The organism is Mesorhizobium sp. WSM4810 (assembly GCF_055811235.1).
The window spans coordinates 1-25,351 of sequence record NZ_JBVVQV010000026.1 but is presented as its reverse complement, the minus strand read 5'-3'; the positions used below and the strand labels follow the sequence as shown (position 1 = coordinate 25,351).

The 25,351-nt window shown below is 59.7% G+C and carries 28 protein-coding genes and 2 pseudogenes; 17 read left to right on the top strand and 13 right to left on the bottom strand.

Features of this window, described 5'->3' with window-relative positions; translation table 11 throughout:
• Nucleotides 1-83: 83 nt before the first annotated feature.
• Together AC0L3O_RS27955 and torT are read right to left on the bottom strand one after the other, a co-directional pair.
• The gene (locus tag AC0L3O_RS27955; protein WP_473536139.1) at nucleotides 84-1,598 is read right to left on the bottom strand and encodes a sugar ABC transporter ATP-binding protein; all 1,515 of its coding nucleotides are present in this window, start codon (nucleotides 1,596-1,598) and stop codon (nucleotides 84-86) included.
• A gap of 41 nt (nucleotides 1,599-1,639) precedes the next feature.
• On the bottom strand, nucleotides 1,640-2,683 hold the full coding sequence (gene torT, locus AC0L3O_RS27950) for a TMAO reductase system periplasmic protein TorT (protein WP_473617248.1): 1,044 nt from the start codon (nucleotides 2,681-2,683) through the stop codon (nucleotides 1,640-1,642).
• Between the two features lie 310 nt (nucleotides 2,684-2,993).
• Here torT and AC0L3O_RS27945 point away from each other — a divergent pair, with 310 nt between their 5' ends.
• Together AC0L3O_RS27945 and AC0L3O_RS27940 are read left to right on the top strand one after the other, a co-directional pair.
• Nucleotides 2,994-3,746, top strand: a complete 753-nt coding sequence (locus AC0L3O_RS27945) for a GntR family transcriptional regulator (protein ID WP_473536141.1) — start codon at nucleotides 2,994-2,996, stop codon at nucleotides 3,744-3,746.
• A 103-nt stretch (nucleotides 3,747-3,849) separates the two neighbouring features.
• On the top strand, nucleotides 3,850-4,839 hold the full coding sequence (locus tag AC0L3O_RS27940; RefSeq protein WP_473536142.1) for a mannonate dehydratase: 990 nt from the start codon (nucleotides 3,850-3,852) through the stop codon (nucleotides 4,837-4,839).
• 296 nt (nucleotides 4,840-5,135) lie between these two features.
• Here AC0L3O_RS27940 and AC0L3O_RS27935 read toward each other — a convergent pair whose 3' ends face one another.
• The 3 genes and pseudogenes from AC0L3O_RS27935 to AC0L3O_RS27925 form a co-directional block, all read right to left on the bottom strand.
• On the bottom strand, nucleotides 5,136-5,537 hold the full coding sequence (locus AC0L3O_RS27935; protein WP_473536143.1) for a hypothetical protein: 402 nt from the start codon (nucleotides 5,535-5,537) through the stop codon (nucleotides 5,136-5,138).
• Nucleotides 5,537-6,862, bottom strand: coding sequence for a recombinase family protein (locus AC0L3O_RS27930; protein ID WP_473536144.1), 1,326 nt, complete (start codon nucleotides 6,860-6,862; stop codon nucleotides 5,537-5,539). Before AC0L3O_RS27930 ends, AC0L3O_RS27935 begins: the two co-directional genes overlap by 1 nt.
• Nucleotides 6,859-7,274: pseudogene (locus AC0L3O_RS27925) on the bottom strand (DUF2924 domain-containing protein). The gene AC0L3O_RS27930 and the pseudogene AC0L3O_RS27925 overlap by 4 nt, the downstream one beginning before the upstream one ends.
• Nucleotides 7,275-8,570: 1,296 nt before the next feature.
• Between AC0L3O_RS27925 and AC0L3O_RS27920 the strand changes: the two are divergent.
• The 9 genes and pseudogenes from AC0L3O_RS27920 to AC0L3O_RS27880 all read left to right on the top strand — a co-directional run bounded on the left by AC0L3O_RS27920 (nucleotide 8,571) and on the right by AC0L3O_RS27880 (nucleotide 14,102).
• On the top strand, nucleotides 8,571-9,194 hold the full coding sequence (locus tag AC0L3O_RS27920; protein ID WP_473617247.1) for a hypothetical protein: 624 nt from the start codon (nucleotides 8,571-8,573) through the stop codon (nucleotides 9,192-9,194).
• 206 nt (nucleotides 9,195-9,400) lie between these two features.
• A complete protein-coding gene (locus tag AC0L3O_RS27915; protein ID WP_473536147.1) occupies nucleotides 9,401-9,616 on the top strand; it encodes a helix-turn-helix transcriptional regulator in 216 nt (71 codons plus the stop codon).
• 180 nt (nucleotides 9,617-9,796) lie between these two features.
• Nucleotides 9,797-10,381: a hypothetical protein gene (locus AC0L3O_RS27910; protein ID WP_473617246.1), complete on the top strand. Its 585-nt coding sequence runs from the start codon at nucleotides 9,797-9,799 to the stop codon at nucleotides 10,379-10,381.
• The gene (locus AC0L3O_RS27905; protein WP_473617244.1) at nucleotides 10,381-11,496 is read left to right on the top strand and encodes a DUF3631 domain-containing protein; all 1,116 of its coding nucleotides are present in this window, start codon (nucleotides 10,381-10,383) and stop codon (nucleotides 11,494-11,496) included. Before AC0L3O_RS27910 ends, AC0L3O_RS27905 begins: the two co-directional genes overlap by 1 nt.
• Nucleotides 11,497-11,612: 116 nt before the next feature.
• The gene (locus AC0L3O_RS27900; protein ID WP_473617243.1) at nucleotides 11,613-12,104 is read left to right on the top strand and encodes a ParB/Srx family N-terminal domain-containing protein; all 492 of its coding nucleotides are present in this window, start codon (nucleotides 11,613-11,615) and stop codon (nucleotides 12,102-12,104) included.
• A 59-nt stretch (nucleotides 12,105-12,163) separates the two neighbouring features.
• A complete protein-coding gene (locus AC0L3O_RS27895) occupies nucleotides 12,164-12,859 on the top strand; it encodes a DNA-methyltransferase (protein ID WP_473617242.1) in 696 nt (231 codons plus the stop codon).
• Nucleotides 12,807-13,325: a hypothetical protein gene (locus AC0L3O_RS27890; protein WP_473617240.1), complete on the top strand. Its 519-nt coding sequence runs from the start codon at nucleotides 12,807-12,809 to the stop codon at nucleotides 13,323-13,325. Before AC0L3O_RS27895 ends, AC0L3O_RS27890 begins: the two co-directional genes overlap by 53 nt.
• Nucleotides 13,326-13,420: 95 nt before the next feature.
• Nucleotides 13,421-13,642, top strand: a pseudogene (locus tag AC0L3O_RS27885) (recombinase family protein); the annotation flags it as partial.
• Between the two features lie 94 nt (nucleotides 13,643-13,736).
• Complete coding sequence (locus tag AC0L3O_RS27880) at nucleotides 13,737-14,102, top strand: recombinase family protein (protein WP_473536153.1); 366 nt, start codon at nucleotides 13,737-13,739, stop codon at nucleotides 14,100-14,102.
• Nucleotides 14,103-14,277: 175 nt separating this feature from the next.
• Here the strand turns inward: AC0L3O_RS27880 and AC0L3O_RS27875 are convergent, their stop codons facing one another.
• On the bottom strand, nucleotides 14,278-14,466 hold the full coding sequence (locus AC0L3O_RS27875; protein ID WP_473617239.1) for a hypothetical protein: 189 nt from the start codon (nucleotides 14,464-14,466) through the stop codon (nucleotides 14,278-14,280).
• Between the two features lie 79 nt (nucleotides 14,467-14,545).
• On the bottom strand, nucleotides 14,546-14,803 hold the full coding sequence (locus tag AC0L3O_RS27870) for a hypothetical protein (RefSeq protein WP_473617237.1): 258 nt from the start codon (nucleotides 14,801-14,803) through the stop codon (nucleotides 14,546-14,548).
• 777 nt (nucleotides 14,804-15,580) lie between these two features.
• Between AC0L3O_RS27870 and AC0L3O_RS27865 the strand changes: the two genes are divergently transcribed.
• Nucleotides 15,581-16,054 carry a hypothetical protein gene (locus tag AC0L3O_RS27865; RefSeq protein WP_473617236.1) on the top strand — a complete coding sequence of 158 codons (474 nt, stop codon included), beginning with the start codon at nucleotides 15,581-15,583 and terminating at the stop codon, nucleotides 16,052-16,054.
• Between the two features lie 84 nt (nucleotides 16,055-16,138).
• Here AC0L3O_RS27865 and AC0L3O_RS27860 read toward each other — a convergent pair whose 3' ends face one another.
• Both AC0L3O_RS27860 and AC0L3O_RS27855 read right to left on the bottom strand, forming a co-directional pair.
• Nucleotides 16,139-16,651, bottom strand: coding sequence for a hypothetical protein (locus AC0L3O_RS27860; RefSeq protein WP_473617234.1), 513 nt, complete (start codon nucleotides 16,649-16,651; stop codon nucleotides 16,139-16,141).
• A 187-nt stretch (nucleotides 16,652-16,838) separates the two neighbouring features.
• A complete protein-coding gene (locus tag AC0L3O_RS27855) occupies nucleotides 16,839-17,204 on the bottom strand; it encodes a low affinity iron permease family protein (protein ID WP_128187400.1) in 366 nt (121 codons plus the stop codon).
• A gap of 191 nt (nucleotides 17,205-17,395) precedes the next feature.
• On the opposite strand from AC0L3O_RS27855, the gene AC0L3O_RS27850 reads away from it, so the two are divergent.
• The gene (locus AC0L3O_RS27850; RefSeq protein WP_473536516.1) at nucleotides 17,396-17,878 is read left to right on the top strand and encodes a pyridoxamine 5'-phosphate oxidase family protein; all 483 of its coding nucleotides are present in this window, start codon (nucleotides 17,396-17,398) and stop codon (nucleotides 17,876-17,878) included.
• Between the two features lie 282 nt (nucleotides 17,879-18,160).
• Here AC0L3O_RS27850 and AC0L3O_RS27845 read toward each other — a convergent pair whose 3' ends face one another.
• Nucleotides 18,161-19,381, bottom strand: coding sequence for a cytochrome P450 family protein (locus AC0L3O_RS27845; protein WP_287173772.1), 1,221 nt, complete (start codon nucleotides 19,379-19,381; stop codon nucleotides 18,161-18,163).
• 198 nt (nucleotides 19,382-19,579) lie between these two features.
• On the opposite strand from AC0L3O_RS27845, the gene AC0L3O_RS27840 reads away from it, so the two are divergent.
• The 3 genes from AC0L3O_RS27840 to AC0L3O_RS27830 all read left to right on the top strand — a co-directional run bounded on the left by AC0L3O_RS27840 (nucleotide 19,580) and on the right by AC0L3O_RS27830 (nucleotide 21,084).
• The gene (locus tag AC0L3O_RS27840; RefSeq protein WP_473617233.1) at nucleotides 19,580-19,996 is read left to right on the top strand and encodes a hypothetical protein; all 417 of its coding nucleotides are present in this window, start codon (nucleotides 19,580-19,582) and stop codon (nucleotides 19,994-19,996) included.
• Nucleotides 19,997-20,088: 92 nt separating this feature from the next.
• The gene (locus AC0L3O_RS27835; RefSeq protein ID WP_023798974.1) at nucleotides 20,089-20,772 is read left to right on the top strand and encodes a recombinase family protein; all 684 of its coding nucleotides are present in this window, start codon (nucleotides 20,089-20,091) and stop codon (nucleotides 20,770-20,772) included.
• Between the two features lie 93 nt (nucleotides 20,773-20,865).
• Nucleotides 20,866-21,084 carry a hypothetical protein gene (locus tag AC0L3O_RS27830; protein WP_128170964.1) on the top strand — a complete coding sequence of 73 codons (219 nt, stop codon included), beginning with the start codon at nucleotides 20,866-20,868 and terminating at the stop codon, nucleotides 21,082-21,084.
• Nucleotides 21,085-21,418: 334 nt separating this feature from the next.
• On the opposite strand, the gene AC0L3O_RS27825 is transcribed toward AC0L3O_RS27830, so the two are convergent.
• Both AC0L3O_RS27825 and AC0L3O_RS27820 read right to left on the bottom strand, forming a co-directional pair.
• The gene (locus tag AC0L3O_RS27825) at nucleotides 21,419-22,330 is read right to left on the bottom strand and encodes a PhnA-like protein (RefSeq protein ID WP_128170963.1); all 912 of its coding nucleotides are present in this window, start codon (nucleotides 22,328-22,330) and stop codon (nucleotides 21,419-21,421) included.
• Between the two features lie 122 nt (nucleotides 22,331-22,452).
• Entirely contained in the window at nucleotides 22,453-23,001 is a 549-nt protein-coding gene (locus AC0L3O_RS27820; protein ID WP_128174637.1) for a sigma-70 family RNA polymerase sigma factor, read from the bottom strand.
• 459 nt (nucleotides 23,002-23,460) lie between these two features.
• Here AC0L3O_RS27820 and AC0L3O_RS27815 point away from each other — a divergent pair, with 459 nt between their 5' ends.
• A complete protein-coding gene (locus tag AC0L3O_RS27815) occupies nucleotides 23,461-24,189 on the top strand; it encodes a Crp/Fnr family transcriptional regulator (RefSeq protein WP_128170961.1) in 729 nt (242 codons plus the stop codon).
• Nucleotides 24,190-24,842: 653 nt separating this feature from the next.
• Here the strand turns inward: AC0L3O_RS27815 and AC0L3O_RS27810 are convergent.
• Nucleotides 24,843-25,351: hypothetical protein (locus AC0L3O_RS27810; RefSeq protein ID WP_473617281.1), on the bottom strand; the 509-nt coding region annotated here is incomplete at its 5' end.

The following is a 25,351-nucleotide window of genomic DNA, read 5'->3' as shown; positions in this document are numbered from 1 at the left end:
CACCATGCCTCCACGCGCAAGTATGGCTAGCGCGGTAGATCCTCGGCGGGGGCTGACGGGAAACGGTAGGGTTGACATAATGGTCACCTGGCTTCTGCAGTGATTGGTTGGACCCTGTTACCGAAGAAGCCGGTCAGGACATTTTCTTCAGTGCAATCTTCGCCCTGTAAGTCACTCACAACGCGTCCTTCGTGCATCACATAGATGCGGTTCGACATCGCGAGGACCTCCGAGAGTTCAGACGAGATAACAATGACCGCAGCCCCTTGGGCGACGAGATCCGCAATGAATCGGTAGACTTCGACCTTAGCGCCCACATCGATCCCGATCGTCGGCTCGTCGAAAATGAAGATCCCGATGTCTCTCATGAGACCGCGGCCGAGCAGCACCTTCTGGCGGTTGCCGCCAGACAGCGTACTTACCGGCTTGCGAATTTCCAACGGCCGCAACTCGAGCCGACGCATCGAGGCCGTTACCGAGTCTTCCTCGGCCTCCCGCTTCAAAAAGCCGAACCTGGTGATGTGGCGCTGGTCGAGAGCTGCCATTGAGCAATTTGCGACGATGTCCTGATCAATCGCCAGGCCCTCACCGTTGCGATCGGAAGGGAAGTAGCACAGCCGACGCTTGAGCATTGCGCGCGGCGATCGAGGCCTTACGGTCCTTCCGTCGACAACCAGAGTGCCCTTGGCGACCCGTTCCAGGCCGAACGCGGCCCGTCCGAGCTCGCTCTTGCCGCACCCGACGAGCCCGGCAATGCCGACCACTTCGCCGGCGCGAGCGACGATGTTCGCGCCACGCACTAGCTGGTTGGCCAACGTGAGATCGCGGAATTCCAGCCGAACGTCTCTAGGTGAGTGGGCTAGTTCCGGGAACAGCGCGTCGATGCGACGACCGGTCATAAGTTCGACGAGTCGCGTCTCGCTGGCCTCGGAGGCGTTGATCGTTGCGACGACACGGCCGGCCCGCAGCACCGTGATGCGGTCGGCGATCGACTGAATTTCTCGAATGCGATGCGAAACATAAATGATCCCGACGCCAGCTTCCCGCAGACGGCGAACAGCATCCAGAAGGTGGTCGGCCTCCTTGTCGGTCAGCGACGCCGTGGGTTCATCGAGGATAAGTATCCGGGCTTTGAACAACAGAGCCTTGGCGATTTCCACCATTTGGGAGCGCGCGCGCGATAGCGCGCTGACTTTCTCGGACAGAGGTATCTGGAAGCCGAGGTCGTGGAATATCTCCCTGGCCCGCGCCTTCATTGCGCTGCGATCGAGACGCCCCCAGCGTGTGATCTCACGCCCGAGAAAAAGGTTGTCGAGGACGCTAAGGGACGGGACCAGGCTAAACTCCTGAAAAACTGTAGCGATGCCATGCTGTCGCGCGATGTGCGGGTGAAACTGCGTGATGGTTTCACCCGCAATCACTACGACGCCGTCGTCTGGTGGCCGCAGGCCGGAGAGAATGCCGGTCAGAGACGACTTCCCTGCACCATTCTCTCCGAACAGGACGTGAACCTCTCCGGGAACCAGGTCGAAGTCTACTTCGTGTAGGGCAACAACGCCGGGGTAAGCCTTGCAAATCTGCTTTGCCTGCAACACCATTTGACCCTCCTGGACTCGAATTTGAGAACGGCTACAGTCAGTTACTCGAGCGTAAAGACCGGAAGGAACCCTTCCGGGGCCATGATCATCGAGAAGTCATAGGTTGCCGCGTTCTGCGGCGTTACCACGTCCGGGACCGGCTGGTAGAACGGCTCGACCTCGCCGCCTTCCAGTGCGCGAATGGCGCTATTAAAGGCAACCCGCGCCATCAAAACCGCCGACTCCACGGCAACGCCGTCGAGCGAGCCTTCCTTCACCAACTGGATGACTTCGGTGTTCTCGGCCATGGTAACGGTCTTGACGTTTTCGAGGCCCGCCTCTTGCAGAGCGCCCACGGCACCCTGCAGCGCGGTGGGATGCCCCCAAATACCCGCAAGATCCGGTTCGGCTTGCAGGGTGTCCTCGACCAGGCGCAACTGGGTCACGGCGCCAGTGTCGCCGAACTTCGGCCCCACGATCGTGACCGCACTGTCCTTCACCCCAGCCTCAAACCCGGCCTGGAACGTCTCGGCCCAACCAGAACCCTGCGCCCCGGGGAATGTCGCCACCTTTCCGCCTGCAGGGCCGAGCAGCTCGAGCATGTACTTGCCCTGGGCCTCGCCCTGGCTGAAGTAGTCGGCGAAGATCTTCGAGGTAACCTCGGTCTCGCGAACCGGGTTGATGAACGCAACGGTTGGAATTCCCTTCGACATCGACTCCTTGAGCTTCTGCGCAAGCCCGACTTCGGAAATAGCGCCAATGATGATCGCATCCGATTTGGCAGCCAGACAGTCGTCGTACTGCGACACCTGCTTGGCAAGCTGATCGTAGCCGCCGGCTTCGTACACCCTCAGCGCAGCGCCGAGGCGCTTGGCCTCCTCCACGACGCCATAGTCAACGCCCACCCAGTAGCTGTCCTTCACGTGCGGCAGGAGCACGCACACGTGCCACTTCTTGGTGGTCGCGGCCACCGGCTCAAAATCCACCTTCGTGCGGGTATCTCCCTCCACCTTGTAGACAGGCCACACGTCCTTTGCCTGCGCGGGCGCAACGACGGACAGGCCGAGCGCACAACCGACGACAACCGATGCAATACCGACTTTCATGGACACATCCTCCTCTTTGCTGTTATAACGCCGACAGCACACATGATGTCTGCGCTCCTTGATGGTCACTGTGATAACAGTCATATGACGGCTGGTCAAGGCTGAAATCTTCAAGATTCAATGAGACGACACCATTCTCGGCTTTTAACAGGCGGAACACAACGGAATTCCGAAGAATGCGGCTTGAATTACAGGGCATTCGAGCGTGTGATCGCACAGGCGATTTGCGCGCTATCACTCAAAGGGATTGCAGGTGTGATCTCAGCGTGGTAGTAATCCAAACACTGATGACGCCTAAGGAGCCAGGAAATTGTCTGAACGCCAGAAGCTAAGAGAGTTGAGCGACGAGCCAGATGCTGCATCGGTTTACGAGGACCAGATCGACGTAAATGGCAGCGACGACACGATGAGTCTTCGCGCTTACCGGATACTTCGCGGCTCACTGTTGTCCGGCGAGTTCCTGCCGGGCGCGATAGTAAGCATGCGGCCACTCGCGAAGGACTTGGGCGTCAGTCCGATGCCGGTCCGAGAGGCACTTTCCCGACTTTGCACCGAGGGCGCTCTCGAGACGCTACCCAATAGAGGCTATCGCATCCCGCACATCTCGGAAGGTACGTTTCGAGAATTGCTGCAGATCCGCATCCGGCTGGAAACCATGGCGGGAGAAGCGGCGGCCGTTCGTGCCAACTACGACCAGGTAGATCGCGCCGCGGCAACCTACAAAGCAATGGCGAGCGAGGAAGATCGGATGGACGTCACCGATCACAGCTCGACTTTGCAGTATATGCGTCTGCACCGAAAGTTTCATTTCTCGATATATGCGGCCGCGGACATGCCTGAACTACTCTCGATGTTGGAACGATTGTGGTTGCGAATCGGTCCAATTCTATTTGTGGCCGGCCAGTCGCGCGCTTCACAGTTTCGCGCTAGTCATGCCCAAATTCTCAACGCGTTCAGGGCCGGAGACGCGTCAGCGATAGCCGCTGCCATCAGAGAAGACATTCTCGATGGTGTTGAACCTGTTGCCCGCTATCTCGCCCAAAGAGACAACCATCAAGACTGATCGGAAAGTACACGGCGGCGCTCCAAGTCGCCTGTCATCATTCGGACGGCACGACATCCCTCCAACAGATACCTTACGTGGTCACACAACCAGGAGCCTAAAAATGCGGATCGCAGAGATTATCCTTGAAGGTCGGCCGTCCGACTTTTGGTCCCAGCTGAAGCAGATCAACGTCAACCATGCCACGGGTATTCTGCCCAGCCGCTCCACCGTCGACTGGGATAGCACGTGCGAAAATCCATGGGACTATGGTCCGCTCGTTAAATACCGTGACACGCTGGAGAGCTTTGGTCTGAACCTGGCCGTGATGGAGGATGTTCCTCCGATGACCAAGATTCGCCTAGGGCTGCCGGGACGCGATGAAGAAATCGATGAATTCAAGAAGTTCATTACAAATCTCGGCCGACTTCGGGTGGGTGTGCTGGTCTATGATTGGTGGTGTGGTTTGGGTTGGCAGCGCACCCGCCATGTCGCGGCGAGCCGAGGGGGCGCGCGCGTTAGCGCCTATAACTTCACCGAACAGGATCAGACGATGCTGACGCCCTACGGCCGCGTCTCAGGCGACCGCCTGTGGGAGGCTTTGAAGTACTTCTTAGATCGGGTCATTCCCGTCGCGGAGGCGGCCGGCGTAAAGTTGGCGATGCATCCTGACGATCCGCCGCTGCCCCAGGTCCGCGGCATCGACCGCATCATGAATTCCGTCGATAGCTTCTTCCGCCTTCTAGAGCTTCATCCGAGCGAAGCAAACGGCATTACCTTTTGCCAAGGCAACTTTGCCTTGATGGAAAAGGAAGTCGTGAAGGCGATCGAACAAGTGGGCAGCACCAAGAGGATCTATTTTGTCCACTTCCGGGACATAATCGGCACAGCAACGGACTTTACTGAGGCGTTTCACGACGCTGGCCAAAATGACATGGCCGAGTGCGTGCGTGCGTATCGCCGCATTGGATATGACGGCTTTCTCCGCACTGACCACGTGCCGCGGCTAACTGGTGACGAAACAGAGGTAATCACAGGGTACTCGCATCAGGCTCGGCTCCATGCGGTCGGCTACACTCAAGGTCTGCTCGAGGCCGCGAAGTTGCCTGCCTGACGTTGCAGCACCAGCGGACAACGGTCTGGGAGCCTGAATGTGGTCGCTCTCGGTCCTGCGACGCCGCAGAGGCCAGCCAGGTTCGGCGAGCGCGCCGTTGCGCAAATGGCCGCCGACCTAGCGGATGACGTCCAGTCTCGCAGTAGCCTCGAACAAAATTGGCGGTCGCTGGTGACATTTTCATGCTGTCAATGACGGGTGCGGTTGCTGATGGCCAAAGCGAGCGCATAAATCCACGGCAGCTCTCGGCAAGCGTTGTTGAACTCTAAATGGCCGAGATTGGGCGCAAAGCGGACCTAACATAGCAGCGCCCTTTGTGCGTGCCATTGCGCCGCTACCGGCTGAAGTAGATCAGCAGTGGTCATCGTGGCGGGTTGGTACCCGTCGAGGACCGTCTCGACGATTGCCGGAGAAAGCAGCGTCAGTTGCAAGAGACGATTGATGTAGGAGGGACTGATTTTCTCTGCCTTGGCGATATCCTCGGCGCTTGCGTAGGCGCCCTGCTTCAGCATCTGCTGCCAGCGATAGGCGCGGGCGATAGATTTGACGAGGGTGTTGTCGACGCGAGGCCGACCAGAAGCCCATTGCTCCTGGCCAAGCGGCGCGACGATCAGCTTGCGCCCTCCCCGCTTGCGAAGCGTCAGCGGAACCTCAATGGTGATGATGCTTCCGTTGCCGGTGACCTCTGCATCGGACATCACGCGGCGCTCCTGACATCCTGACGCTGGTTGAGATCGGCCGCAACACCGGCCAATCCCTCGGTGCGCAGGCGGATTGAAAGGCTGTCCATTGTCACGTCCACGCGTTCGACCAGCAGCTGGACGATGCGCGCCTGTTCGGCGGGGAAAAGTTCATTCCAGAGCGGTTCGAGTTCGAGCAGCGCCGCCCTCACCTCGCCCTCACTGATCTTGGCATCGTGTTCGCGGCCTGCCTTCCAGGTGGCGATGATGATCTCGGGAGCACGGATGAGGATGCGCAACTGATCAATGACGGCTGCCTCGACCTCGGCCGCTGGCAGGCGCCCAACGGGGCATGCGCCAGTACCCTGCTTCAGTACCGATTGGCTAACATAGTAGCGGTAGAGCTTGCCTGCCTTGCGCGTATGTGTCGGCGACATCGCACATCCCGTCGGCCCGAACAGCAGACCCTTCAGCAGCGCCGGTGTCTGCGCGCGAGTCTTGGCTGCGCGTTTCCTCGAACCTTCCGACAGGATTGTCTGCACCTTGTCCCAGAGGCCGCGGCTGATGATGGCCTGGTGTTCACCAGCGTAGGAGGTACCCTTGTGCACGGCTTCGCCGACATAGACCGGGTTGTTGAGCAGCTTGTAGATCACGCCCTTGTCCAATGGCCGGCCGCGGCGGGTCAAAATCCCTTCGGCAGTCAAAATCCTGGAAAGGGTTGTTGCCGAGCCGGTCGAGATAAACCGCTCGAACACCATGCGGACGTTTGCAGCCTCCGCTTCGTTGATGACCAGCTTGCGGTCCTTGATTTCATAGCCGAGCGGTGCCCAGCCACCCATCCACATGCCGCGCTTGCGCGACGCGGCGAACTTGTCGCGGATACGCTCACCAATGACCTCGCGTTCAAACTGGGCGAACGACAATAGGATGTTGAGGGTCAGCCTGCCCATCGAGGTGGTAGTGTTAAAACTCTGGGTCACCGAGACAAAGGTGACGTCATTCGCGTCGAAGGCCTCGATCAGCCGCGAGAAATCCATGAGCGAGCGTGACAGTCGGTCGATCTTATAGACCACGACCACGTCAACCAGGCCGACATCCATGTCGGTGAGCAGCCGCTTCAAAGCTGGGCGTTCCAGCGTGGCTCCGGAGATCCCGCCATCGTCGTAGCGATCAGGCACGAGAACCCACCCAAGAGCCTTCTGGCTGGCCACAAAGGCCTCACAGGCCTCACGCTGGGCATCGAGCGAGTTGAACTCCATATCGAGCCCCTCCTCGCTGGACTTGCGCGTGTAGACCGCGCAGCGCAGCTTGCGGACGATGGACTTTGTGTCGGCAATGTTCATGACCGCCCCCTCGCCTTGCCGCGATGGTTCTTCAGCCCGAAGAACAGCCAGCCATTCCAGCGGGTGCCGGTGATTGCGCGAGCGACCGAAGACAATGACTGATATGGCCTGCCCTGCCATTCGTAGCCTTCGGCAAGGACTGTGACCGTCTGCTCCACGCCTGCCATTCACGAAGCAGCTGGGTGCCGGCAATCGGACGATCCTCACCGCGGACGCGTCGCACCGCGATATTGCCGCCGTCGAACGCTTCTCCCAATGCCTTCAGCCGTTCGACCGTCTCCGGCTTCAGGCCACCGAAGGCGAGTTCCTGGATGCGATAGGCGAGCCGGCTTTCGAGGAAGCGCCGGTTGTAGGGCGGGGGCTCCCCGTCGAAGAGGTCGCGCCACTGCGCCTTCAACTCTGGAGTAGGCATTGTCTTCAAAGCTGCCACACGAGCGAGCACGTTCGGATCTTTGTATCGATCAGGTGCGAGCGCCCTGCCCGCGACCCTGATGCTGTCTTCGGTAGAGAATTTTGTCATCGGAACTCCCCTTGCGAGTGGTCCCGACACACGCTCTCCGTGGTCCTGAAGTCGACTGAAGTCTATTCACGCGGCGCAGATAGTCTGCTTGACTGTCGCGCGCGAAGACGCATGAGGCCGGCTGCGAGGATGGTGGCGAGTTCGCTCATCCGTTCGAAGCTACTAAGTTTATCCGCTGCCAGTGGGTTCGGACCCGACAACATTGTTTTGATTCCGGTGGCTCTTGGTAAGGGAGCCTTAACCGTCCAAACCGGCCACACCACTCGACGGCGAATTGCTGTGGAACGACGCGCAAAGAGTTGTAACTGTGCGCATCACGTCGCAGTTTTGACCACGTCCATTCCGATGCCGGACTTAATTCCTGAAGGCTGCATTTCGCTTTGCGCGGCGTACGCTCGCTTTGCCTCCGAGCTGTGGCTAGGCCATTCACCGGTCACAGAACTTCGCGATAAACTCACGTATGCCGAAATCCCACAGCAAATCGTTGGCCGCAGCCATGCATCGTTGGCTGCCGTAACGGATTCGATGCTCGACGAATTCAGATCTGCCTTCGCCAGCGGATCGTTAAGTGCCCTAGTAAGACCCTCTGGTGCGTCCGAGAATTTTGCAATTCCCGAAGAAACGTGGGACTCCGCATTTTTCCCGAACACGCCTTCCTCAGCGAGGAGATCGTGGGCCGTCATGGCGGTTACTGGGACGGTCTGGTTGGCCGCACTCCCTTCGTCAAGCGGTCTGAGTTCGACCCTTGGTTATGGGGAAAGACTGATCGAAAACGCGATTTCGAAGCGACTCCCTCGCCTGCTGTCCAAGCGCTGCGGTCTAATCTTATCGGGCTTGCCGCTGATGGAGTCGTGACGTCCAGCGAAGTCGAGAATCTAGCCTTAGTATGGGGGCTCGAGCCTTTCGCTTCGACACCAGCGGAGGAAACCTCCGACCCCATGAACTTGTCCCATTGGACACTGGCCCATGGCGGCATCATGGATCGTCTGGCGCGACATCCACCGCGTACGCGAGGCGATGAATTCCTATCGATCAAAAAGCTGGGAATGGAGTTCGTTCGGCCGAAGGTTCTTGGACGGAGACGGTCCCTACGATCTATTTGGCGAAGAGCTGGTAACGCCCGCACCGCTGAGCCTGTCACACCTTGGCGGTTTGGAAGCCGTAAGTGCCGACGCGAGGGGCCAACCCATGCTCATCAAAAGCGCACGCGAGGCTCTCTGGCAGCACCTTGGCGAAGATGCCATCTCCGCGGCAGCGGTGGATCGTGCCGGCAACTATGTAATTGTGCCCCCGCATCAATGGGCCGCCTTAGGACTTGCTGAAAGCCGAACCGGCGGCGACTATCTCTCCTTTACGCATAACCCAATTAGGCCGGCATATACCGAGATAGAGCTTCCAAGGCCGGAGATCCTAACCCTATGGCCGCCGTTGTCGCAGGTGGCCAGCATGGCAACGCCGGGACCGATCGCCTTCGAAATCGAAGAGCAGAGCCACCGAATCTTGTTCGCTGATGGACCGGTTCTCCAGGGCCTAAGGTGCGAGCTGTTCATGCTCCTAGCTGAACAATTTCTCAGGGATATCGAGGACGGATTGGAGAAATCGGCGTACCGGTTTACCTCTACACAGAGCATCACAGCCAAATTCGCTATCACGGACCAGACCCTTCGTCAGCGCGTTAGGCGCATGAGGCGGTCGCTCGAAAAGCAGTTCATGAGTTGCGCGGGGTATTCGGTCTCTGCCGACACGATCCTCCAAAGTCAAAACTGGACTGGCTACCGACTCAATCCTGACCTGCTAGTTCTCACGCGATAGAACGTACGCGTCACGCAATTAAAGTGACAGTGTCGTGACACTTTGCCATGTCTTTGAAAATGCTACACAACTTGGTGCAGATTCTGTCACGCCTTTCTTCATAGCTGAGCATATCTGTAAACCCGCGCAAAACCGAGAATTGCTGCCATCGACAACGCTCGATGGGTGCATCGCCGCACCTACGAAAGCCGGCTTAGGAGCCCGACATGGCAGATATTTCCCCCACCTACCTCAACCAGCAGGAGTTGGCCCGGCGCTGGCGCATCAGTCCGCGGACCCTTGAGCGTTGGCGCTGGCTGAAAACTGGCCCGCACTACCACAAGTTTGGCGGCAAGATCGCCTACGCTCTCGACGACATTCAAGCCTACGAACGGCGCCGCCGCGCCGAGACCCATTCGTCGATCATCGGCTCGTGGGAGTGAGGCAATGGTTCTGGATACTTTGTGTCCCCAATATGCCATCGTCAATCCACGGGAAGGACGCGGCCCTGCCGAAGTTGCACATGGCTCGGTCCTCGCCCGCCGGCTGATGGTCCGCTACGCTATCTCTGAAGCGCTAGCCCGCGCAATTGCGGAACTCGCACTCTCGATGGGGAGCGCGGAATGATCAAGCATGTGCTCCTGAGAGCGAGGCTCGAATATTACGAACTGGCTGATGCCGCCGTCGGCTCTGCCGATTTCCTGAGGTACATCAGACACTATCAGATCGACGTGGCGTCGGCGGGCGGGTTTGCTGGCGCCACGGCCGTGTTGCCGATCGGTAAGTTGGGTGGTCAGCGTTTTAATTTCGACCCTGATGGCGATCTCGCGTTCGTTTGCGAGGCCTATGCGGCCGACGGCGAGAGCATTGTCGATCTGGTGGCTTGGCTGCTCAATGAGCCCGATACTCCCCTTACCATGTTCAGACGTTGCGGACTGCTTGGCCTATGGCAGGCAATGGCGCCCGGCACCTATTTCATGGGAGGCAGCCTTCGCCTTCACCGGACGCCTCTCAAATGGCTGCAGGCACGTTGCGATGGTGCTGCGGTGGTTGACCCACATCTGGCTGGGCAGGAATTGCTTGTCACGCCAGGGCGGGTCGCGGCGGAAGATCAGGCGCACGGCCGCGAGATCGTAAAGCTGCTGCGCAGCGCCGCGGCCATCGACAACAAGGTGATTGCCCCATTCGAGAATCGAAGGGTCGCCTGATGAATCAGCAAAACATCCCAAACGGATTCAAGGTCGTCGCCTCCGACGACGGTGCAGTCGTACTGGATGATGTTGCTGCGTTTCTCAGCAGGTTCGTCGCCTATCCCTCTCAGTCAGCATTGCTAGCGCACGTGTTGTGGATTGCGCACACGCATCTGATGGAAGCATGGGACTCGACGCCTCGGATCGCGTTCCTGTCGCCAGAGCCAGGGTCCGGCAAAACGAGAGCGCTAGAGATTTCTGAGCTGCTGGTTCCGCGGCCGGTTGAAGCAGTCAACGTGACGCCGGCCTATATATTCCGCAAGGTAGGCGATCCGGCGGGGCGCCCGACGATCCTGTTCGACGAGATCGACACCGTGTTTGGTCCGAAGGCCAAGGACAATGAAGAAATCCGCGGTTTACTCAATGCCGGTCATCGCCGTGGCGCCGTTGCCGGCCGGTGCGTAGTGCGGGGCAAGATAGTCGAAACGGAGGAGATCCCGGCCTACTGCGCCGTCGCTCTCGCCGGGCTCGGAGAATTGCCAGACACCATCCTATCCCGCTCTGTCATCGTGCGTATGCGCCGTCGATCTCCTGATGAGAAGATCGAGCCCTTTAGGCGGCGCGTTCACAGCGGCGAAGGCAACCTTTTGCGAGATCGGCTGGCGGACTGGGCAACCTCGGTCGTGGATGAGCTCGCCGATGCTTGGCCAAAGATGCCGAGCGAGATTCAGGATCGAGACGCTGACGTCTGGGAAGCTCTCATTGCCATTGCCGATCAGGCCGGGGGCAGCTGGCCCCAACGTGCGCGCGTTACGGCTGTTACGCTTGTTACGCTCTCAAAGGAGAGCACTCCCAGTTTGGGAGTTCGTCTTCTCGCAGATCTCCGCGAAGTGTTCGGTCAAGAGCAACATCTGACAACGGAGTCCATCCTGAGCGCCCTGCTTTCGATGGTTGAAGCTCCGTGGATGGAGATCAATGGTAAGCCTCTAACGGACCGCAACTTGGCTTCCAGGCTCATCAAATATGATATCCGGCCAAAGGTATTGAGAATTGGTGCTTCGGCGACTGCGCGGGGATATCAGAGATCAGATTTCGTCGACGCCTGGGCCAGATATCTCCCTGCCCATGCCTAGGGAAACGTAACAAGCGTAACAACCGTAACGACTGGCGTAGTGCTGCGAAGTTGCGCGTTCGATTGTCGGAAAAAGTCGTACTTACAGCATGTTAGCTGATCTTGTATATTTGCGGCATGAGAAACGAAGCACCCATCGCCGTTGAATACCGCCATGCCGCGGCTCTGATCCCCTTCGCCAAAAATGCTCGCACGCACTCCGATAGCCAGGTGGCGCAGATTGCGGCATCGATCCGCGAGTTCGGCTGGACGAACCCAATCCTGGTGGATGGCGAGAACGGTATCATAGCTGGCCACGGCCGCCTCCTGGCAGCGAGAAAGCTCGGCTTGCATGAGGTACCTGTTATCGAGCTCGCTGGCTTGAGCGAAGCGCAGAAGCGGGCCCTGGTGATCGCCGACAACAAGCTGGCGCTGAATGCCGGCTGGGACACTGAACTGCTGGGTCTCGAACTGGCCGATCTCGGCGAACTCGGCTTCGATCTGTCGCTCACCGGCTTGGACGAGCTGGAGATTGCCGCGCTGACCAGCGCCGGCACTTCTGGCATGACCGATCCGGAAGAGACCCCTGACCCGCCGGAGCAGCCAACCACCCTCCCCGGCGATGTCTGACGCTCGGCAAGCATCGGCTGATTTGCGGCGACAGCACTAATGCGGCAGACGTTGAGAAGGTGCTCGCCGGCATCAAACCACACCTGTTGGTGTCGGATCCACCATTCGGGGTCAACTACGATCCTGCATGGCGCATGCGGCTTGGCATTCCTTCGGAGGGCCTGGCGAAAGGGACAGTCCTGAATGACGACCGGTCTGAATGGCGCGAGGCATGGGCGCTGTTCCCCGGAGACGTGATGTACGTCTGGCACGCGGCCCTTCACTCGGCTTCGGTGGTGACTAGCCTGGAAGCCAGCGGCTTTGCCGTCCGGGCCCAGATCATCTGGGACAAGACCCGTCTGGTCATTGGCCGCGGCGATTATCACTGGCAGCACGAGCCGGCCTGGTATGCGGTCAGGAAGGGCAGGAAGGGCCACTGGGCGGGAGATCGCAAGCAGACCACCGTCTGGGCCATCCCGCATAGGAAGTCCGACACGGGCCACGGCACGCAAAAGCCCGTCGAATGCATGCGGCGACCCATCGAGAACAATTCCTCGCCAGGCCAGGCTGTGTACGAGCCCTTCTGCGGCTCTGGCACCACCATCATCGCAGCCGAGATGATTGGCCGCTCCTGTCATGCGATTGAACTGAACCCGGCCTATGTCGACGTCGCAGTGCTGCGCTGGCAGGCGTTTACAGGCAGCATGGCGATCCTGGAGGGCGATGGCCGCAGCTATGCCGCTGTTGCCACGGAGCGCGGCCAGGAGGCAGGCTGAGATGCCTAGGCCCGGTCACAAGCCGGACGAGGCCTCGCGCCGCCAGGTCGAAGCGCTGGCCGGCTATGGCGTGCCTGAGCCCGGCATTGCAGCCATGATCGCGGTTGATCCCAAGACCCTGCGCAAGCATTACCGCCATGAGTTGAAGATCGGCCACACCAAGGCCAACTCAGCTGTTGCCCGGAGTCTGTTCCGCAAAGCCACAGGCGAAGGCCCTCAATCCGTTACCGCGGCGATCTTCTGGGCCAAGACCCGCATGGGCTGGAAGGAAACGATCGTGAACGAACACAGCGGTGAGCCAGTGCGTAAGATCACCCGCATCATCATCTCTCCGCCGGATTCGCAAACTCTTCGAGCAAGACGCGCCATCGCAATCGAACCTCAGCCGGTCCAGTGGGAACCGGTCAGCTCAGGCCAGAGGGTTTTGCTTGAGAGTCCTGTGACACGCCCCCGCGATGATGGATAAATACGAGCCAGAACAGACGGTTAGCTTGCTATCCAAGGCCGTGTGAGCACACTGCAAACGGTGGTTTGCAGTTTGCACACCCTGGGAAGAGCAACATGCCGAGCGCGGTCGCCTACTATCGGGTCTCGACACAGCGGCAAGGACGTTCAGGCTTGGGCATCGAGGCCCAGCGTGCCGCCGTCGCCCGCTTTGCCGAGGCCGAGGGAATGATCATCCTCCAGGAGTTCACCGAGATCGAAACCGGAAAGGGCGCGGATGCTCTTGATCGACGGCCGCAATTGAATGCCGCCCTCGCCCTTGCCCGCCAGACAAAATGCCCGGTCGTCGTGGCCAAGCTCGACCGCCTGTCGCGAGATGTCGCCTTCATAGCCGGCCTGATGGTCCAGCGCGTCCCGTTTATCGTCGCCGAACTTGGCCGATGCCGATCCGTTCATGTTGCACCTTTACGCCGCTTTGGCAGAGAAAGAGCGGCGACTGATCTCGGAGCGCACCAAAGCCGCCCTCGCCTCTCGCAAGACCACTGGAATGAAGCTCCGCAATCCGACCAACACAGCCGAAGCTGCGGCGAAAGGTCGGAAGATATCGATCCGGGAGGCTGACAGATTTGCCCAAACCGTGCTGCCGATCATCGCCTCCATCCAGCAGTCCGGCATCACCAGCCTACGTGGCCTGGCAATCGCCCTTAACAATCGAGGCGTGCGCACAGCGCGCAATGGACAATGGCAGGTGTCGAACGTGCGCAACGTTCTCGCGCGGCAATCCCCTACTCTTTTATAAGCGGGAAATAGCCACCGGCGCGGCCGGAACAAACGGGATCGATATTCATGGACCCGAAGCGGTCTCCGCCGGCGCGACGCGCGACGTGCCAAGCTATATTGAACCGCCCCAAATGTCGGTCGCCTTAAACCCAGGTCGGATACTGACACCTGGCGCTCGGTTATAAACGGCGGCCTTATGGCAAGACCGAAATGCGCCCCAGAAGAGCCACCAATTCCGCCTGACGTTTTGTTTCGGTCTTGGCGAAAAGCGAGGCGAGCTGGGACCGGATTGTGGTGCGGCTCAAGCGCCAGCTGCGGGCAATCTCTAAAGGCGCCTCGCCCTGTGCCAGGCGCAACGCGAGGTGCGTTTCCGCGCTCGTCAAGCCAAACATCCTTTGCAGTGTCTCAGGATTTGGCCCTGATCTGTTCTCACGGTCCAGCAGTGCCACAATGCTCGTTCCGTCAGGAGCGATAACTCCCTGCTCGTTCAGTATCACCGGCCGGTCGCCTATGCTGCGGATCACCACCCAAGAGAGGGAGCCCGGCAGGAAAATGGGCCGGAACATTCGCGATCAGCCGTTTTAGGGCTACCGAAAGCTCGCTGGCTGTATCAGCCGGCTCGCCCTGGCGCTCCAGCGTGGTTTGAGCGGCGGCATTCCATTCGATGACTTTTCTTTCGCGGTTCAGTACGAGATAGCCGCAGCCGATGCGATCAAGCATCCCCGTGACTGATTCCAGGCTGCGTCTCCGCGGTTCGTCGGCCCTCGCGCTAGGCACGTTGTCGGTAAGCCAATGTTGCAAGAATCTGTTTCCGCGTGTGCTCATCCGGCCCTAATCTCAAATCAGGCGTTAGGTTCCATGGGCCTGAGCCGCGAGAGTGTATTGAGGACAGAGGCTGCAAATCGGCAACGGCTGCCGACTTGGTGCCGAAGCGCTCAGAGACAGGCGCATAAAATTTGGTTATCGCCCGTCCCTGGCATTGCCGTAAGCGTTCGGGCCAGTGTCGGGCGTATAGGTCAGGCCGGCTGGGTACCGCCTAGCGGCTCTTTGCCAGATCAGGCGGGGTGACCCGCGACCAAGTGAATTAGGTCGGATTCCGCTGTCGCGGGCTGTCGCCGAATATGGTCTGATCCGCTCATGGTGATGACGGCTGACCAGCTTGGCCAACATTGAGAGCACACACAGGACTAGGAGCCACGGAACCCCGGACGGTTGGTTGTCGAGGGCGGCGCTGGCTTCTTCCTTTTTTTTCGACCAGATTGTCGTCCCGCCCGCCTTTAGTGAGCACCATACCGGAGAGCCCATTTTTCCCATCCGTCTCTCTCGAAATCCTAGTCCGAATATCTGTACGGATCACCGGATCCTCGGGCAAGCCACTCGCAAACCATTCAGGAAGATTGTCGCCATCGTTCTTGTCCATTGCGCCAACAATGTTTTCTGCCGCCGTATGTTCCAAGTGCTTGGGCCTTCATTCTAGCGGCCGTCATTTGCCTCGCGATGGCGCATCAGGGCCGAACCGATCGCGCAGCTTTACCAGATCGAGCGTGTCACGGTGGTGACACGGCGCATGATGCCAAGTCGAACCTGACGGACTGCGCCAACGTCAAGGGCGTCGACTTCGATCCGTCGCCGATCCGCGTCGAACGCATCGGTCTGACACGCGAGCAGATCGGCGACCTCGGCCTGCCTTGGATCGAGAACTTGGAGACCGGCAGCGGCAAGGACCTCGGCGACCCGGGTCACCCCGATCACCGCAAGCCCTACGTCCAGAACTACATCGCCAGTCAAGGTCGGCGAAAGGTTGAGGCCAATGCGCTGGTTCGCGATCTGCATGGTTCGCGTGCGTTGGTCGAGGCGGCGATCAACCTCTTCATCCCGGCAAGCTGGCCCGCTGAGCACGAAGCGCGGCTGGCTCCGCATCGACAGGCTGCCCGCAATGCGTTCGCGGCGCTGATCGCGGTCAGGTCATGATTAAGGCAATCTCGATCTCGCCGGCAGGACCTTCGCCACCGTTGCCGAATCCGGCGTTAACATTGCCGCTATTGCCCGCCGTTGTCAGCGCGCGACGCTGCCGCTGCCTCCGACGCTGCCGATGACGCTGCCGCTGCCGTCAATGCTGCCGGTGGCGCTGCCGTCAATGCTGCCGCTGCCGTCAATGCTGCCGGTGGCGCTGCCGTCAATGCTGCCGCTGCCACCGATGCTGCCGGTGGCGCTGCCGTCAATGCTGCCGCTGCCGCTGCCGTCAATGCTGCCGCTGCCGCCGATGCTGCCGGTGCCGCTGCCGCTGCCGGTGGCGCTGCCGTCAATGCTGCCGCTGCCGCCGATGCTGCCGGTGCCGCTGCCGCTGCCGGTGGCGTGGTCGCCGACGCTGCCGCTGCCGGCGATGGTGTCCCTACTAGCTGTGCCTGTCGGATGGCCCTCGCCAGTGGTGAGCGGCGGGCACAAGCGACATTGCTGCCCCGCCGAGATCTGGCGCTCAATCGCCTGCGCAAATGCTGGAACGGTCGCCGCTGAGCCGAAAAACAGCACCATACCGGTGCCGGCGAGGAGATGATGGATGGTTTTCATTGTGTTGCTCCCTAAGACTTTCACCTTGGGTTAACAATTGAAACTCAGAGCTTGTTAAATCGGTTCCCTGCCATGTCGTTCTTAGGCGGGCCGTGGCCGGAAGCTGGCCGTTTTGGCAAGCGCCTGGGGTTGAATTTTGAAACGCAGGCGAGCCGCTGGACGCGATCTCGCCAAGCCGCTGGCGTAATTAGGCGCCAGAGACTCCCTCGTGCTTAGCTTCTTGATCAGCCGCCGCCGCTTCCAGTTCAAGCCGCGCCAAATGGGCTTTGATCTCCTCGGGCTGGGCGTGCTCGAGCCCGACGACATTGTTCCTCGTTTCCTTCAATGCGACAATGATCTCGTCGAGCTTCGCATGGATGGCAGCAGTGTCGCGATAGCCCTGAATCAGCACGACGCCGGTAATCACTATCGCAGCCACTGAGAGCGCATAAGTGATTACGTTTGTGAGCCCAAACGGAACCATCGCAGTGCAGGCGATCATTGCAGCGATTAGCACATAGAAGCCGGGCGGTCGGGATAGAAAGTCGGCCATCACAAAGAGAAATCGGTTCATGCGAATCCCCGTATGAACGATGTGATCCGATTGGGGCTGCATTTCGGGTGCTCGTCAAGGGCACCGTGTTAATGGCCATGTTCGTCGTCACGCCGACCTGATCTGTGGCTGGCCAGGTTCTGCCTGTTGCCCGCGAGCGCTTGGAACCACGGCAGACACGCGGCGTTTGGCGTTCTCACAGGAGACAAGCCATGCCCGACAACGATCAGGAATTCAAAAGCAAGTTTTGGGATTCGATCCGTTCCGACATGACGGCAATGATCGGCGTCCCGAGCGTCCACCCTCGACCGATGACAGCGCAGTTCGATGGTGACCGCAACGTAATCTACTTCTTCACAGCGAAGGACACCGACTTGGCCGAGGCCGTTGCATCTGCAAAGGAAGCGACACTGGTCTACTCCGCCAAGGGACACGACTTGTTCGCCACCGTTGAAGGCACACTGAGGATCGACGATGATCGGGCAGTCATCGACCGGTTGTGGAATCGCTTCGTCGCCGCATGGTTCGAAGAAGGCAAGGAAGATCCGAAGCTGTGCTTGCTCAGGTTTGATCCTGCGGACGCCGAAATCTGGAAAGATGCTTCCAGCATCGTCGCCGGGGTGAAACTTTTCCTCGGGATGGGCGACCCGAAAGCGGACTACAGGGACAGCGTGGCACAGGTTCGCATGAAATAACCCGCCCTCTAGATTGGACCCAGGCGAGGAGTGGACGGCGTTCCTTTTCACTGCCGACCGTATGCAGCCATTCATGCCGCGCTGCGAGTCGCAACTGCAGTTCTATCGGGATACACCGACGGATTCTCGTATATCGAAGATGCCGTCATGACTCCGATCGGGCTTTCGAAGCCAAGCAAAACCCAGCTCCAGGTCACAATCAACTGAAAACGAGAGCTCCTCCTGACTTTGTGTTTGGAGTGCATCAGCGAGGTGCAAGAAACTCTGCGCCCGGCACCCTATTCACGTCACCAGTTGTACACGCAACTGCGCTAAGGCGCGAATGCCAAGGCGCTTGCGCCACTCGATCTTCTCTCCTTCGCTGCCGAGGCGCATAGCCGGAAAGCGCGCGATGATACGTTCGAACGCGATCGCGGCCTCCGCCCGAGCGAGTTGGAAACCGAGGCAGAAATGCACGCCTGTGCCGAAGGAGAGGTGCGCGTTTGGGTGGCGCGTGATGTCGAAACGGTGCGGATCCTCAAACTTGGCGGGATCGCTGTTTGCCGCCGTCAGGAAACCGGCGAACATCTCGCCGCGGCGGAATTGCCGTCCCTGCCAAACCATGTCGCGGGTCGCGAAGCGCGGCTTGGTCATTTGCACTGGCGATACATAGCGCAGGCACTCCTCGACGCAGGTGGGCATCAGGCTAGGGTCGCTCTGCAGCCTGCGGCGTTGGTCCTCGTGAGACAACAATGAAAAGAGCCCGCCGGAGATCAAATGGGTCGTGGTTTCCTGCCCCGCGCCGAAAAGCAGAAAGATCATCGAGACGAGTTCATCCTCGCTGAGCTTCTGCCCATCGGTTTCAGCATCGCGCAGCGCCACGATCAATCCATCGGGCAGCGCTCCGCCTCCCTGCCGTGACACGCGGCGAAGATAGCGGACTGCACGGATCACACCGGGAATGGCGCGGAGCACGGCGCCGATATTGGCCGTGTCCTTCAGCCCACCCAGCCAGTTCTTGAATCGATCGTGTTCCTGCTCCGGCAGGCCGAGCAGCGCACAGATGACCGAAAGCGGAAGATCGCGACAGAACTCGGCCATCAGATCGACCTCCGGCCTTCCCTCCAGCTTGTCGAGAAGCCGATCGGCTATTTGCGTGATCATCGGCTTCATGGCCTCAACGGTTCGGCGCTGGAACGCCTGGTCGACGAGGCCACGCAGGCGCCGGTGCTCCGGGTCGTCATGGCCGAGCATATTCAGCGCCAGAAGACCGAGCGACCTCGGCAGAATTCTCAGTATCCGCGCCTGTGTCCTGCTCCCCGCGTTGGCAGGGTCGCGCGCGAAGCTCTCGTGATCCTTCAACAAGGTTGCGCAGGCGTCGTGTGTCACGGCGAGCCAGGTGCGGCCGATAATCGGCAGCCTCATGGAAACCACTGGTCCTTCGGTGCGCATGCGGTCAACCGTGGGGAAGGGGTTTGCGTGGAAGCCCGGCGATAAGATGTCGAAATCGCGCGTCTCGACCATACCCTCACTCCAATGTCGTCAGTCCTTCATGAGGCGCTGCGCTTCGCCGGTTAATCCGCCTCGGCCCTTCGAACGCACCGGAACGCTAGCATAAAAGATGACCGAGGGGTCGACTGATCCGAAACGGATGAAATCATATCAGCTGGCGTTCCTTGCTGCTCGAGCCACATAAATCTGGTTGGGACTGGAGCCTGTGAATTGGCGGCCGTTGAAGTCACCGTATCGTCCGGGATTGCAGCCATGATCGGGGTTGATCCCAAGACCCTGCGCAAGCATTACCGCCATGAGTTGAAGATCGGCCACACCAAGGCCAATTCGGCTGTGGCGCAAAGCCTCTTTCGCAAAGCCACAGGCGAAGGCCCTCAATCCGTTACCGCGGCAATCTTCTGGGCCAAGACCCGCATGGGCTGGAAGGAAACGATCGTGAACGAACACAGCGGTGAGCCAGTGCGTAAGATCACTCGCATCATCATCTCTCCGCCGGATTCGCAAACTCTTCGAGCAAGACGCGCCATCGCAATCGAACCTGAGCCGGTCCAATGGGAACCGGTCAGCTCACGCCAGCGGGTTTTGCTTGAGAATCCTGTGACACACCCCGCGATAGTGAATAAATAACGAGCCAGATCCGACGGTTAGCTTGCTATCCAAGGCCGGCGAGCACACTGCAAACGGTGGTTTGCAGTTTGAACACCCCGGGGATTAGCAACATGCCGCGCGCGGTCGCCTACTATCGAGTCTCGACACAGCGGCAAGGACGTTCTGGGTTGGGCATCGAGGCCCAGCGCGTCGCGGTCGCCCGCTTTGCCGAGGCCGAGGGAATGATCATCCTCCAGGAGTTCACCGAGATCGAAACCGGAAAGGGCGCGGATGCACTTGATCGACGTCCGCAACTGACCGCTGCCCTCGCCCTTGCCCGGCAGGTTAAATGCCCAGTCGTTGTGGCGAAGCTTGACCGCCTGTCGCGCGATGTTGCCTTCATTGCCGGCCTGATGGTTCAGCGGGTCCCGTTTATCGTCGCCGAACTTGGCGCCGACGCCGATCCATTCATGCTGCACCTTTACGCCGCGTTGGCAGAGAAAGAACGGCGGTTGATCTCGGAACGGACCAAGGCCGCCCTCGCCTCTCGCAAGACCACTGGAATGAAGCTCGGCAATCCGACCAACACAGCGGAAGCTGCAGCGAGAGGTCGGAAGATCTCGATCCGGGAGGCTGACAGATTTGCCCAAACCGTGCTGCCGATCATCGCCTCCATCCAGCAGTCCGGCATCACTAGCCTACGTGGACTGGCAATCGCTCTAAACAACCGCGGCGTTCGCACAGCGCGCAATGGCCAATGGCAGGTGTCGAACGTGCGCAACGTTCTCGCGCGGCAAGCCCCTACTCTTTTATAAGCGGGAAATACCCACCGGCGCGGCCGGAACAAACGGGATCGACGCCGGTTAAATACTATCGAAGGGACCGCAACCGCAGAGGACGCGGGAAAAATGTTTGAATTTTATCGCCTCGAAGTGGCCAAGGCCAGACAGGGTGTAAAACGAGCCGAGAACTCTCTGAAGCGCGCGAATGAGTTGCTGGACGAGGACGGTGGCGTCGCCCTGAATCTCGCGTTGTGCGGCCGAATAAGGGCCGAGCAAAGGCGCGTGATCGATGCCAGAGAGCGACTGACGAAGATCGATCCGAACAGCACGGATAACGTGGGCTGAGCCTTTCGGCCCGTTGGGAAGGCATGATCCCCGTCGGCGCACCATCCCGATTTCTACAATGGGGCGATGACGGCGAAGAATTGCCCGGCGGTGTCCGGCGTATAATCAGCGACCGCTAAATTGGGACGGAGCAGCCGTAAAGCAGAAAAGCGTCCGTTTTTGGGCCGGGGCCAACCATGGGAGGCCAACATGCTCCCTGTTCTGATAAGGCCCGGGCCGGCCCGACGCGCGCCGGCACCGTAGGTTCTGGAGCACTATTGCTGGTCGAGGTAAGTCGGCGTAACCCTTGCCGCAGTTCGCCTGCCGAAAGGGACTTTGTCCGGGGCGGTGAGAGTCATGTCAAACCGTGCCGCGTGGGTATGAGGCGGTCTGCAAAGACTGGGTGAACCACCCCGGAACGGCCACCAAACCAGCCCGCAATCGCGCCAAGCACAAGGGAAGCGAATGCCAGGAGTGCGCCGGACGATACGACCGAAGCAGCGATATCTGCGGCTTCCGCCGCTTGTTGCTTCGCCTGCTCGACGGCTTGGTGATATTGTTGTTCCATCTGCGTCACCTGCTGCGTGGCTTGTTCGAGAGGGATGCCGCGCGCCGTCGCCAGTGCTTGTGCCGCGTTTTGACGCGCTGCGTTCGCATCCGCCTCGTTGCCCATGATGAGAGCGCGCATCGCGTTAATGGCCGCATTGTTAAGGGCTTCTGGATCTGTTCCGGTCGAGCGCACCTGAGCTTCAATAGCTTCGAGAGGATTGGCCTCTGCGACGATCGGGGCCGCAGTCTGCGCAACAGTCTCGCTCAAGCCGCCGACGGCACGTGCGATGCCATTGAAAGCTCCGCCAACAATCATGCCGACGGTGCTGGTGAGGAAATATAAGACCAGCAAGGTTGTGAGTGCCCACGTTGTCAGACCATGGAAGGCGCCCGTGGTCGGGAGCGTCTTGCCGGACATCCGAGCAGCGATGTAGCCGCCAACAAACGCAGCAACAATGCCGGACAGGACATACCAGATACCGGCTACAATCGAGAAGGTCGACGCTTCGGGATTGTCACCGGTCCCGGGATCGAGCGTGGCGATGCCGATACCCGCACCCAGCAAAGTCAGCAGGACTTGGACCACGAGAGCGACGACCACCCCGGCGAAAATGGCGCCCCAGCTAACTTTGTTCAGCAAGATCGTGTGAGCGTCATCACTGGCGGTCGTGTAAGCCAAGTTTTCGTCCTGGCGGGAGTGGGGAAATGCGTCGCTCATCAGTTTTATCCTTAATTATTACGGCGAGTTACTGGGGGAAATTATTGCGGCGAGTTACTGGGGGACCAGCGCTGCGAATGATTTGCCTCGGCTTGCTGGTGACTGCATCGAAAGGGTCACTCCTAAACGCGCGCCTCGTCGAACTGGAGGGCGGCGGCGGAGATGGCCGAGGTGGTTACGGCACCGCCCGAACCCTTTTCGCCAAACGTTCCTAGGAGCCGGTGGCGCGCGCGGCTCAAGCGGCTCTTGATCGTTCCGATGGCGCAGCCGCATATGCTTGCCGCATCGTCGTAACTGGTCCCGAGAACGCCTATCAAAACAACAACCTGGCGCTGATCGTCGGGCAAAGCTTCGATGGCCCGCGCCATCTCCTGGCTGCGTAGCGACCATTCCTGGCTCGCCGCGATCGCGGGCCGGCTCGAAGCGCAATCGAGCAGACCGGGTCCCTCGCGATTCGCCATTTTGATGCGCGTATAGAAAGTGTTGCGCATTATGGTGAAAAGCCAGGATTTCATATTGGTCCCGGGCTGGAAGCGGTTGATGTTTGCGATACCTTTCATCAGCGTCTCCTGGACCAGGTCGTCGGCATCGTAGGCATCCCTAGAGAGCGTGCGGGCGAAGGCCCGCAAGGCAGGGATGAGGGTCACAAACTCGCTCCGCTCTGTTGGCATGTTTATCTCCGAGTTCGAATAAGCTTGGTCGGTCTGATAAGCCCACGCTAACCCGTCGAAAGAAGGTCGGTTCCACATTGGCGTCGCGGTTTTGGAATTACTTACGTGCAGACTAACAAATGCTAATTTTCCGGCATCGTGCGGGTCGGGACGACAGCTTCGAATCTTATTGGCGGTCGTCTTCGCGAGCGAGACGACACGCCCTCATCAAGCATTTAGCTGTCCGTGAGGGTTACCTCCGTTCCGCACATTCGGACCTGATGGGCGCGGCGCGTGGGACGAAACGGAGCCCCGGACCGACAAAGGGGATTGGCCAGCAAACCGCAATCGCTTAAAATAGGGGTTGGTCTGATCATCGGTGTTTCCTCGCCCGATGAGCGACCATAAGCACCAGAAGGAGAAGGCTGTGCCACAACGCGACCAACCACCTCCCTGGGGCGTCGGTGCCCCCGGCATATTATGACTGGCACTTTCACAGCGCTGATCCTGGCTCTCGAGCGCCGAGACCACATCAGCGAGGAAGAGAAGAGGTTATTGGAGCAGCTGCCGTTCCGAATCCGGACGTTTGCTGCTGGCGAGAAACTTGTGGTGGAGAGCTCCCGTCCAACCGAAAGCTGTCTTGTCCTGAACGGCTTTGCGGCCCGCCAGCAATACGTCTCCGAGGGCAAGCGCCAACTTACGGCAGTTCATATAGCGGGCGACTTCGTTGACCTGCACTCGATGCTGCTAAAGGTCATGGACCACAGCGTCGTGTCGCTTGGGGATTGCATCGCTGCGTTCGTGCCCCATACCAGTCTCCAAGCCATAATCGCTGCGTCGCCACATCTCGGTCGTCTGCTGTGGCTCTCTACTGTGATAGATGCCGCCATAGAGCGGAACTGGGTCACCTGCCTTGGCCGCCGGCCGTCCAATACTCACCTTGCTCACTTGATCTGCGAGCTCTACGCACGTCTGGAAACTGTGGGGCTTGTCCGTGGCCAAAGCTTCCAACTACCCGTTACGCAGTCCGACATTGCCGATATCGTTGGTTTATCAGTCGTACACGTTAACCGGATGATCCAGGAGTTGCGCGCATCTGGGCTGATCAGATGGGATCGCAAAATGGTGACCGTTCTCGATATCGATCGCCTTCACGAGTTGGCGGATTTTGACCCGACTTACTTGAACTTGATACGAGAGGCTCGGTAATGGTGAGTGCAGTTTTCGCCACGACCACTAGATCGATTGCTTTTAGCTTCGCATAGCTGAACATGATCTATGAGCGGCTTCCGCAACATGTGACCAGGCGCTGCCGATCGCCGAGAAGCCGATGGGCCGACGCACCGCAGTGGTTGCGGACACACGCTTGGGAGACCCCGGAGGAACTGTAGTCCGGCGTTGCGCCTACAAATGTTCTCGCCGCCGCTCTGCGATTCTTGTTGTGGATGGCGGTGGCGGCGATGGCCGCGTGCCCCACGGCCACGGTAATCTGATTTAGTTCGTCAACAATGTCGCCCGCGCGAATGGCTGGAAACCAACGCCTATCTGCCGGTCCGGGCGATCGACGAGGAAAGCGAGACGGACGGCAGCGCGTAGGCGGGGCGCGACCCGTATGCAGAAGACCCGCCGCTACATTTGCGAAGCGACGGGCCTCCACCCCACCCCATACCTGACCAGGCAAGTACGGTGCCAGACTTATTGACTCATTGCGGGGCACCTTTGGGCTTCTACACAGCGGAATTACCGATTCATGCATCCAGTCATCGCCTTGGGGCGGCTTGGCGACCAAGGTAGGCATCATTGGCGGAATGAACTCAAGCCGGCCGAGTCCGGCACACACTGGTTTACGCACGGGGCCACAATCACAGAGCCAGGCTGTCACCCCTTACGCCCTGCTCCGCAATTTCAAAATGACCCACTACCGCAGCTTCTGGACTCTCGCCCGGAATGGCGTCATTCTCTCTTCGGGGAGAGCGGGCGTGGGCAAAGGCCTCCGCAGGGCGGGTGGCGCGGCTTCGCAAAGCGCACATGATTTCGTCACGAGAGATGCCGATGTCGCCAAGGACGCCATCGGGTAAACGGCTCAACTGGTCCGTTGCCGATAACAGAGCCTTTCGCTCGGCGTGCGTGCCCGCACGGCGGGCGGTGGCTGGCCCCGGGCCACGCATATAATAAAGCTCCGGCCGGTAGCGCCGCGCGGCGAATTTGCGAAACGCCGCAGCAAGTTTTGTGAAGGGAGCCAAGAATTTCATGACCGTTCCCTTTCCCTTCGCCTGCTTGAACACGAGCCGGCGGGCCTGGATGTTGCAAACAAGGATATGCCAGTCGGACCAGGCTCGGCTGTGGGAATTCCCACACCGGGGAAAACATT

Excerpts from the sequence above, each read along its gene's own strand:
- AC0L3O_RS27910 (WP_473617246.1), top strand. The coding sequence starts at position 9,797 with ATGATCAAGCATGTGCTCCTGAGAGCGAGGCTCGAATATTACGAACTG.
- AC0L3O_RS27870 (WP_473617237.1), bottom strand. The coding sequence starts at position 14,803 with ATGCTTGATCGCATCGGCTGCGGCTATCTCGTACTGAACCGCGAAAGA.
- AC0L3O_RS27915 (WP_473536147.1), top strand. The coding sequence starts at position 9,401 with ATGGCAGATATTTCCCCCACCTACCTCAACCAGCAGGAGTTGGCCCGG.
- AC0L3O_RS27940 (WP_473536142.1), top strand. The coding sequence starts at position 3,850 with ATGCGGATCGCAGAGATTATCCTTGAAGGTCGGCCGTCCGACTTTTGG.
- AC0L3O_RS27835 (WP_023798974.1), top strand. The coding sequence starts at position 20,089 with ATGCCGCGCGCGGTCGCCTACTATCGAGTCTCGACACAGCGGCAAGGA.
- AC0L3O_RS27905 (WP_473617244.1), top strand. The coding sequence starts at position 10,381 with ATGAATCAGCAAAACATCCCAAACGGATTCAAGGTCGTCGCCTCCGAC.
- AC0L3O_RS27815 (WP_128170961.1), top strand. The coding sequence starts at position 23,461 with ATGACTGGCACTTTCACAGCGCTGATCCTGGCTCTCGAGCGCCGAGAC.
- AC0L3O_RS27955 (WP_473536139.1), bottom strand. The coding sequence starts at position 1,598 with ATGGTGTTGCAGGCAAAGCAGATTTGCAAGGCTTACCCCGGCGTTGTT.
- AC0L3O_RS27850 (WP_473536516.1), top strand. The coding sequence starts at position 17,396 with ATGCCCGACAACGATCAGGAATTCAAAAGCAAGTTTTGGGATTCGATC.
- AC0L3O_RS27865 (WP_473617236.1), top strand. The coding sequence starts at position 15,581 with ATGGCGCATCAGGGCCGAACCGATCGCGCAGCTTTACCAGATCGAGCG.
- AC0L3O_RS27820 (WP_128174637.1), bottom strand. The coding sequence starts at position 23,001 with ATGCCAACAGAGCGGAGCGAGTTTGTGACCCTCATCCCTGCCTTGCGG.
- AC0L3O_RS27860 (WP_473617234.1), bottom strand. The coding sequence starts at position 16,651 with ATGAAAACCATCCATCATCTCCTCGCCGGCACCGGTATGGTGCTGTTT.
- AC0L3O_RS27935 (WP_473536143.1), bottom strand. The coding sequence starts at position 5,537 with ATGTCCGATGCAGAGGTCACCGGCAACGGAAGCATCATCACCATTGAG.
- AC0L3O_RS27900 (WP_473617243.1), top strand. The coding sequence starts at position 11,613 with ATGAGAAACGAAGCACCCATCGCCGTTGAATACCGCCATGCCGCGGCT.
- AC0L3O_RS27930 (WP_473536144.1), bottom strand. The coding sequence starts at position 6,862 with ATGAACATTGCCGACACAAAGTCCATCGTCCGCAAGCTGCGCTGCGCG.
- AC0L3O_RS27845 (WP_287173772.1), bottom strand. The coding sequence starts at position 19,381 with ATGGTCGAGACGCGCGATTTCGACATCTTATCGCCGGGCTTCCACGCA.
- AC0L3O_RS27825 (WP_128170963.1), bottom strand. The coding sequence starts at position 22,330 with ATGAGCGACGCATTTCCCCACTCCCGCCAGGACGAAAACTTGGCTTAC.
- AC0L3O_RS27855 (WP_128187400.1), bottom strand. The coding sequence starts at position 17,204 with ATGAACCGATTTCTCTTTGTGATGGCCGACTTTCTATCCCGACCGCCC.
- AC0L3O_RS27830 (WP_128170964.1), top strand. The coding sequence starts at position 20,866 with ATGTTTGAATTTTATCGCCTCGAAGTGGCCAAGGCCAGACAGGGTGTA.
- torT (WP_473617248.1), bottom strand. The coding sequence starts at position 2,683 with ATGAAAGTCGGTATTGCATCGGTTGTCGTCGGTTGTGCGCTCGGCCTG.
- AC0L3O_RS27890 (WP_473617240.1), top strand. The coding sequence starts at position 12,807 with ATGGCCGCAGCTATGCCGCTGTTGCCACGGAGCGCGGCCAGGAGGCAG.
- AC0L3O_RS27920 (WP_473617247.1), top strand. The coding sequence starts at position 8,571 with ATGCTCATCAAAAGCGCACGCGAGGCTCTCTGGCAGCACCTTGGCGAA.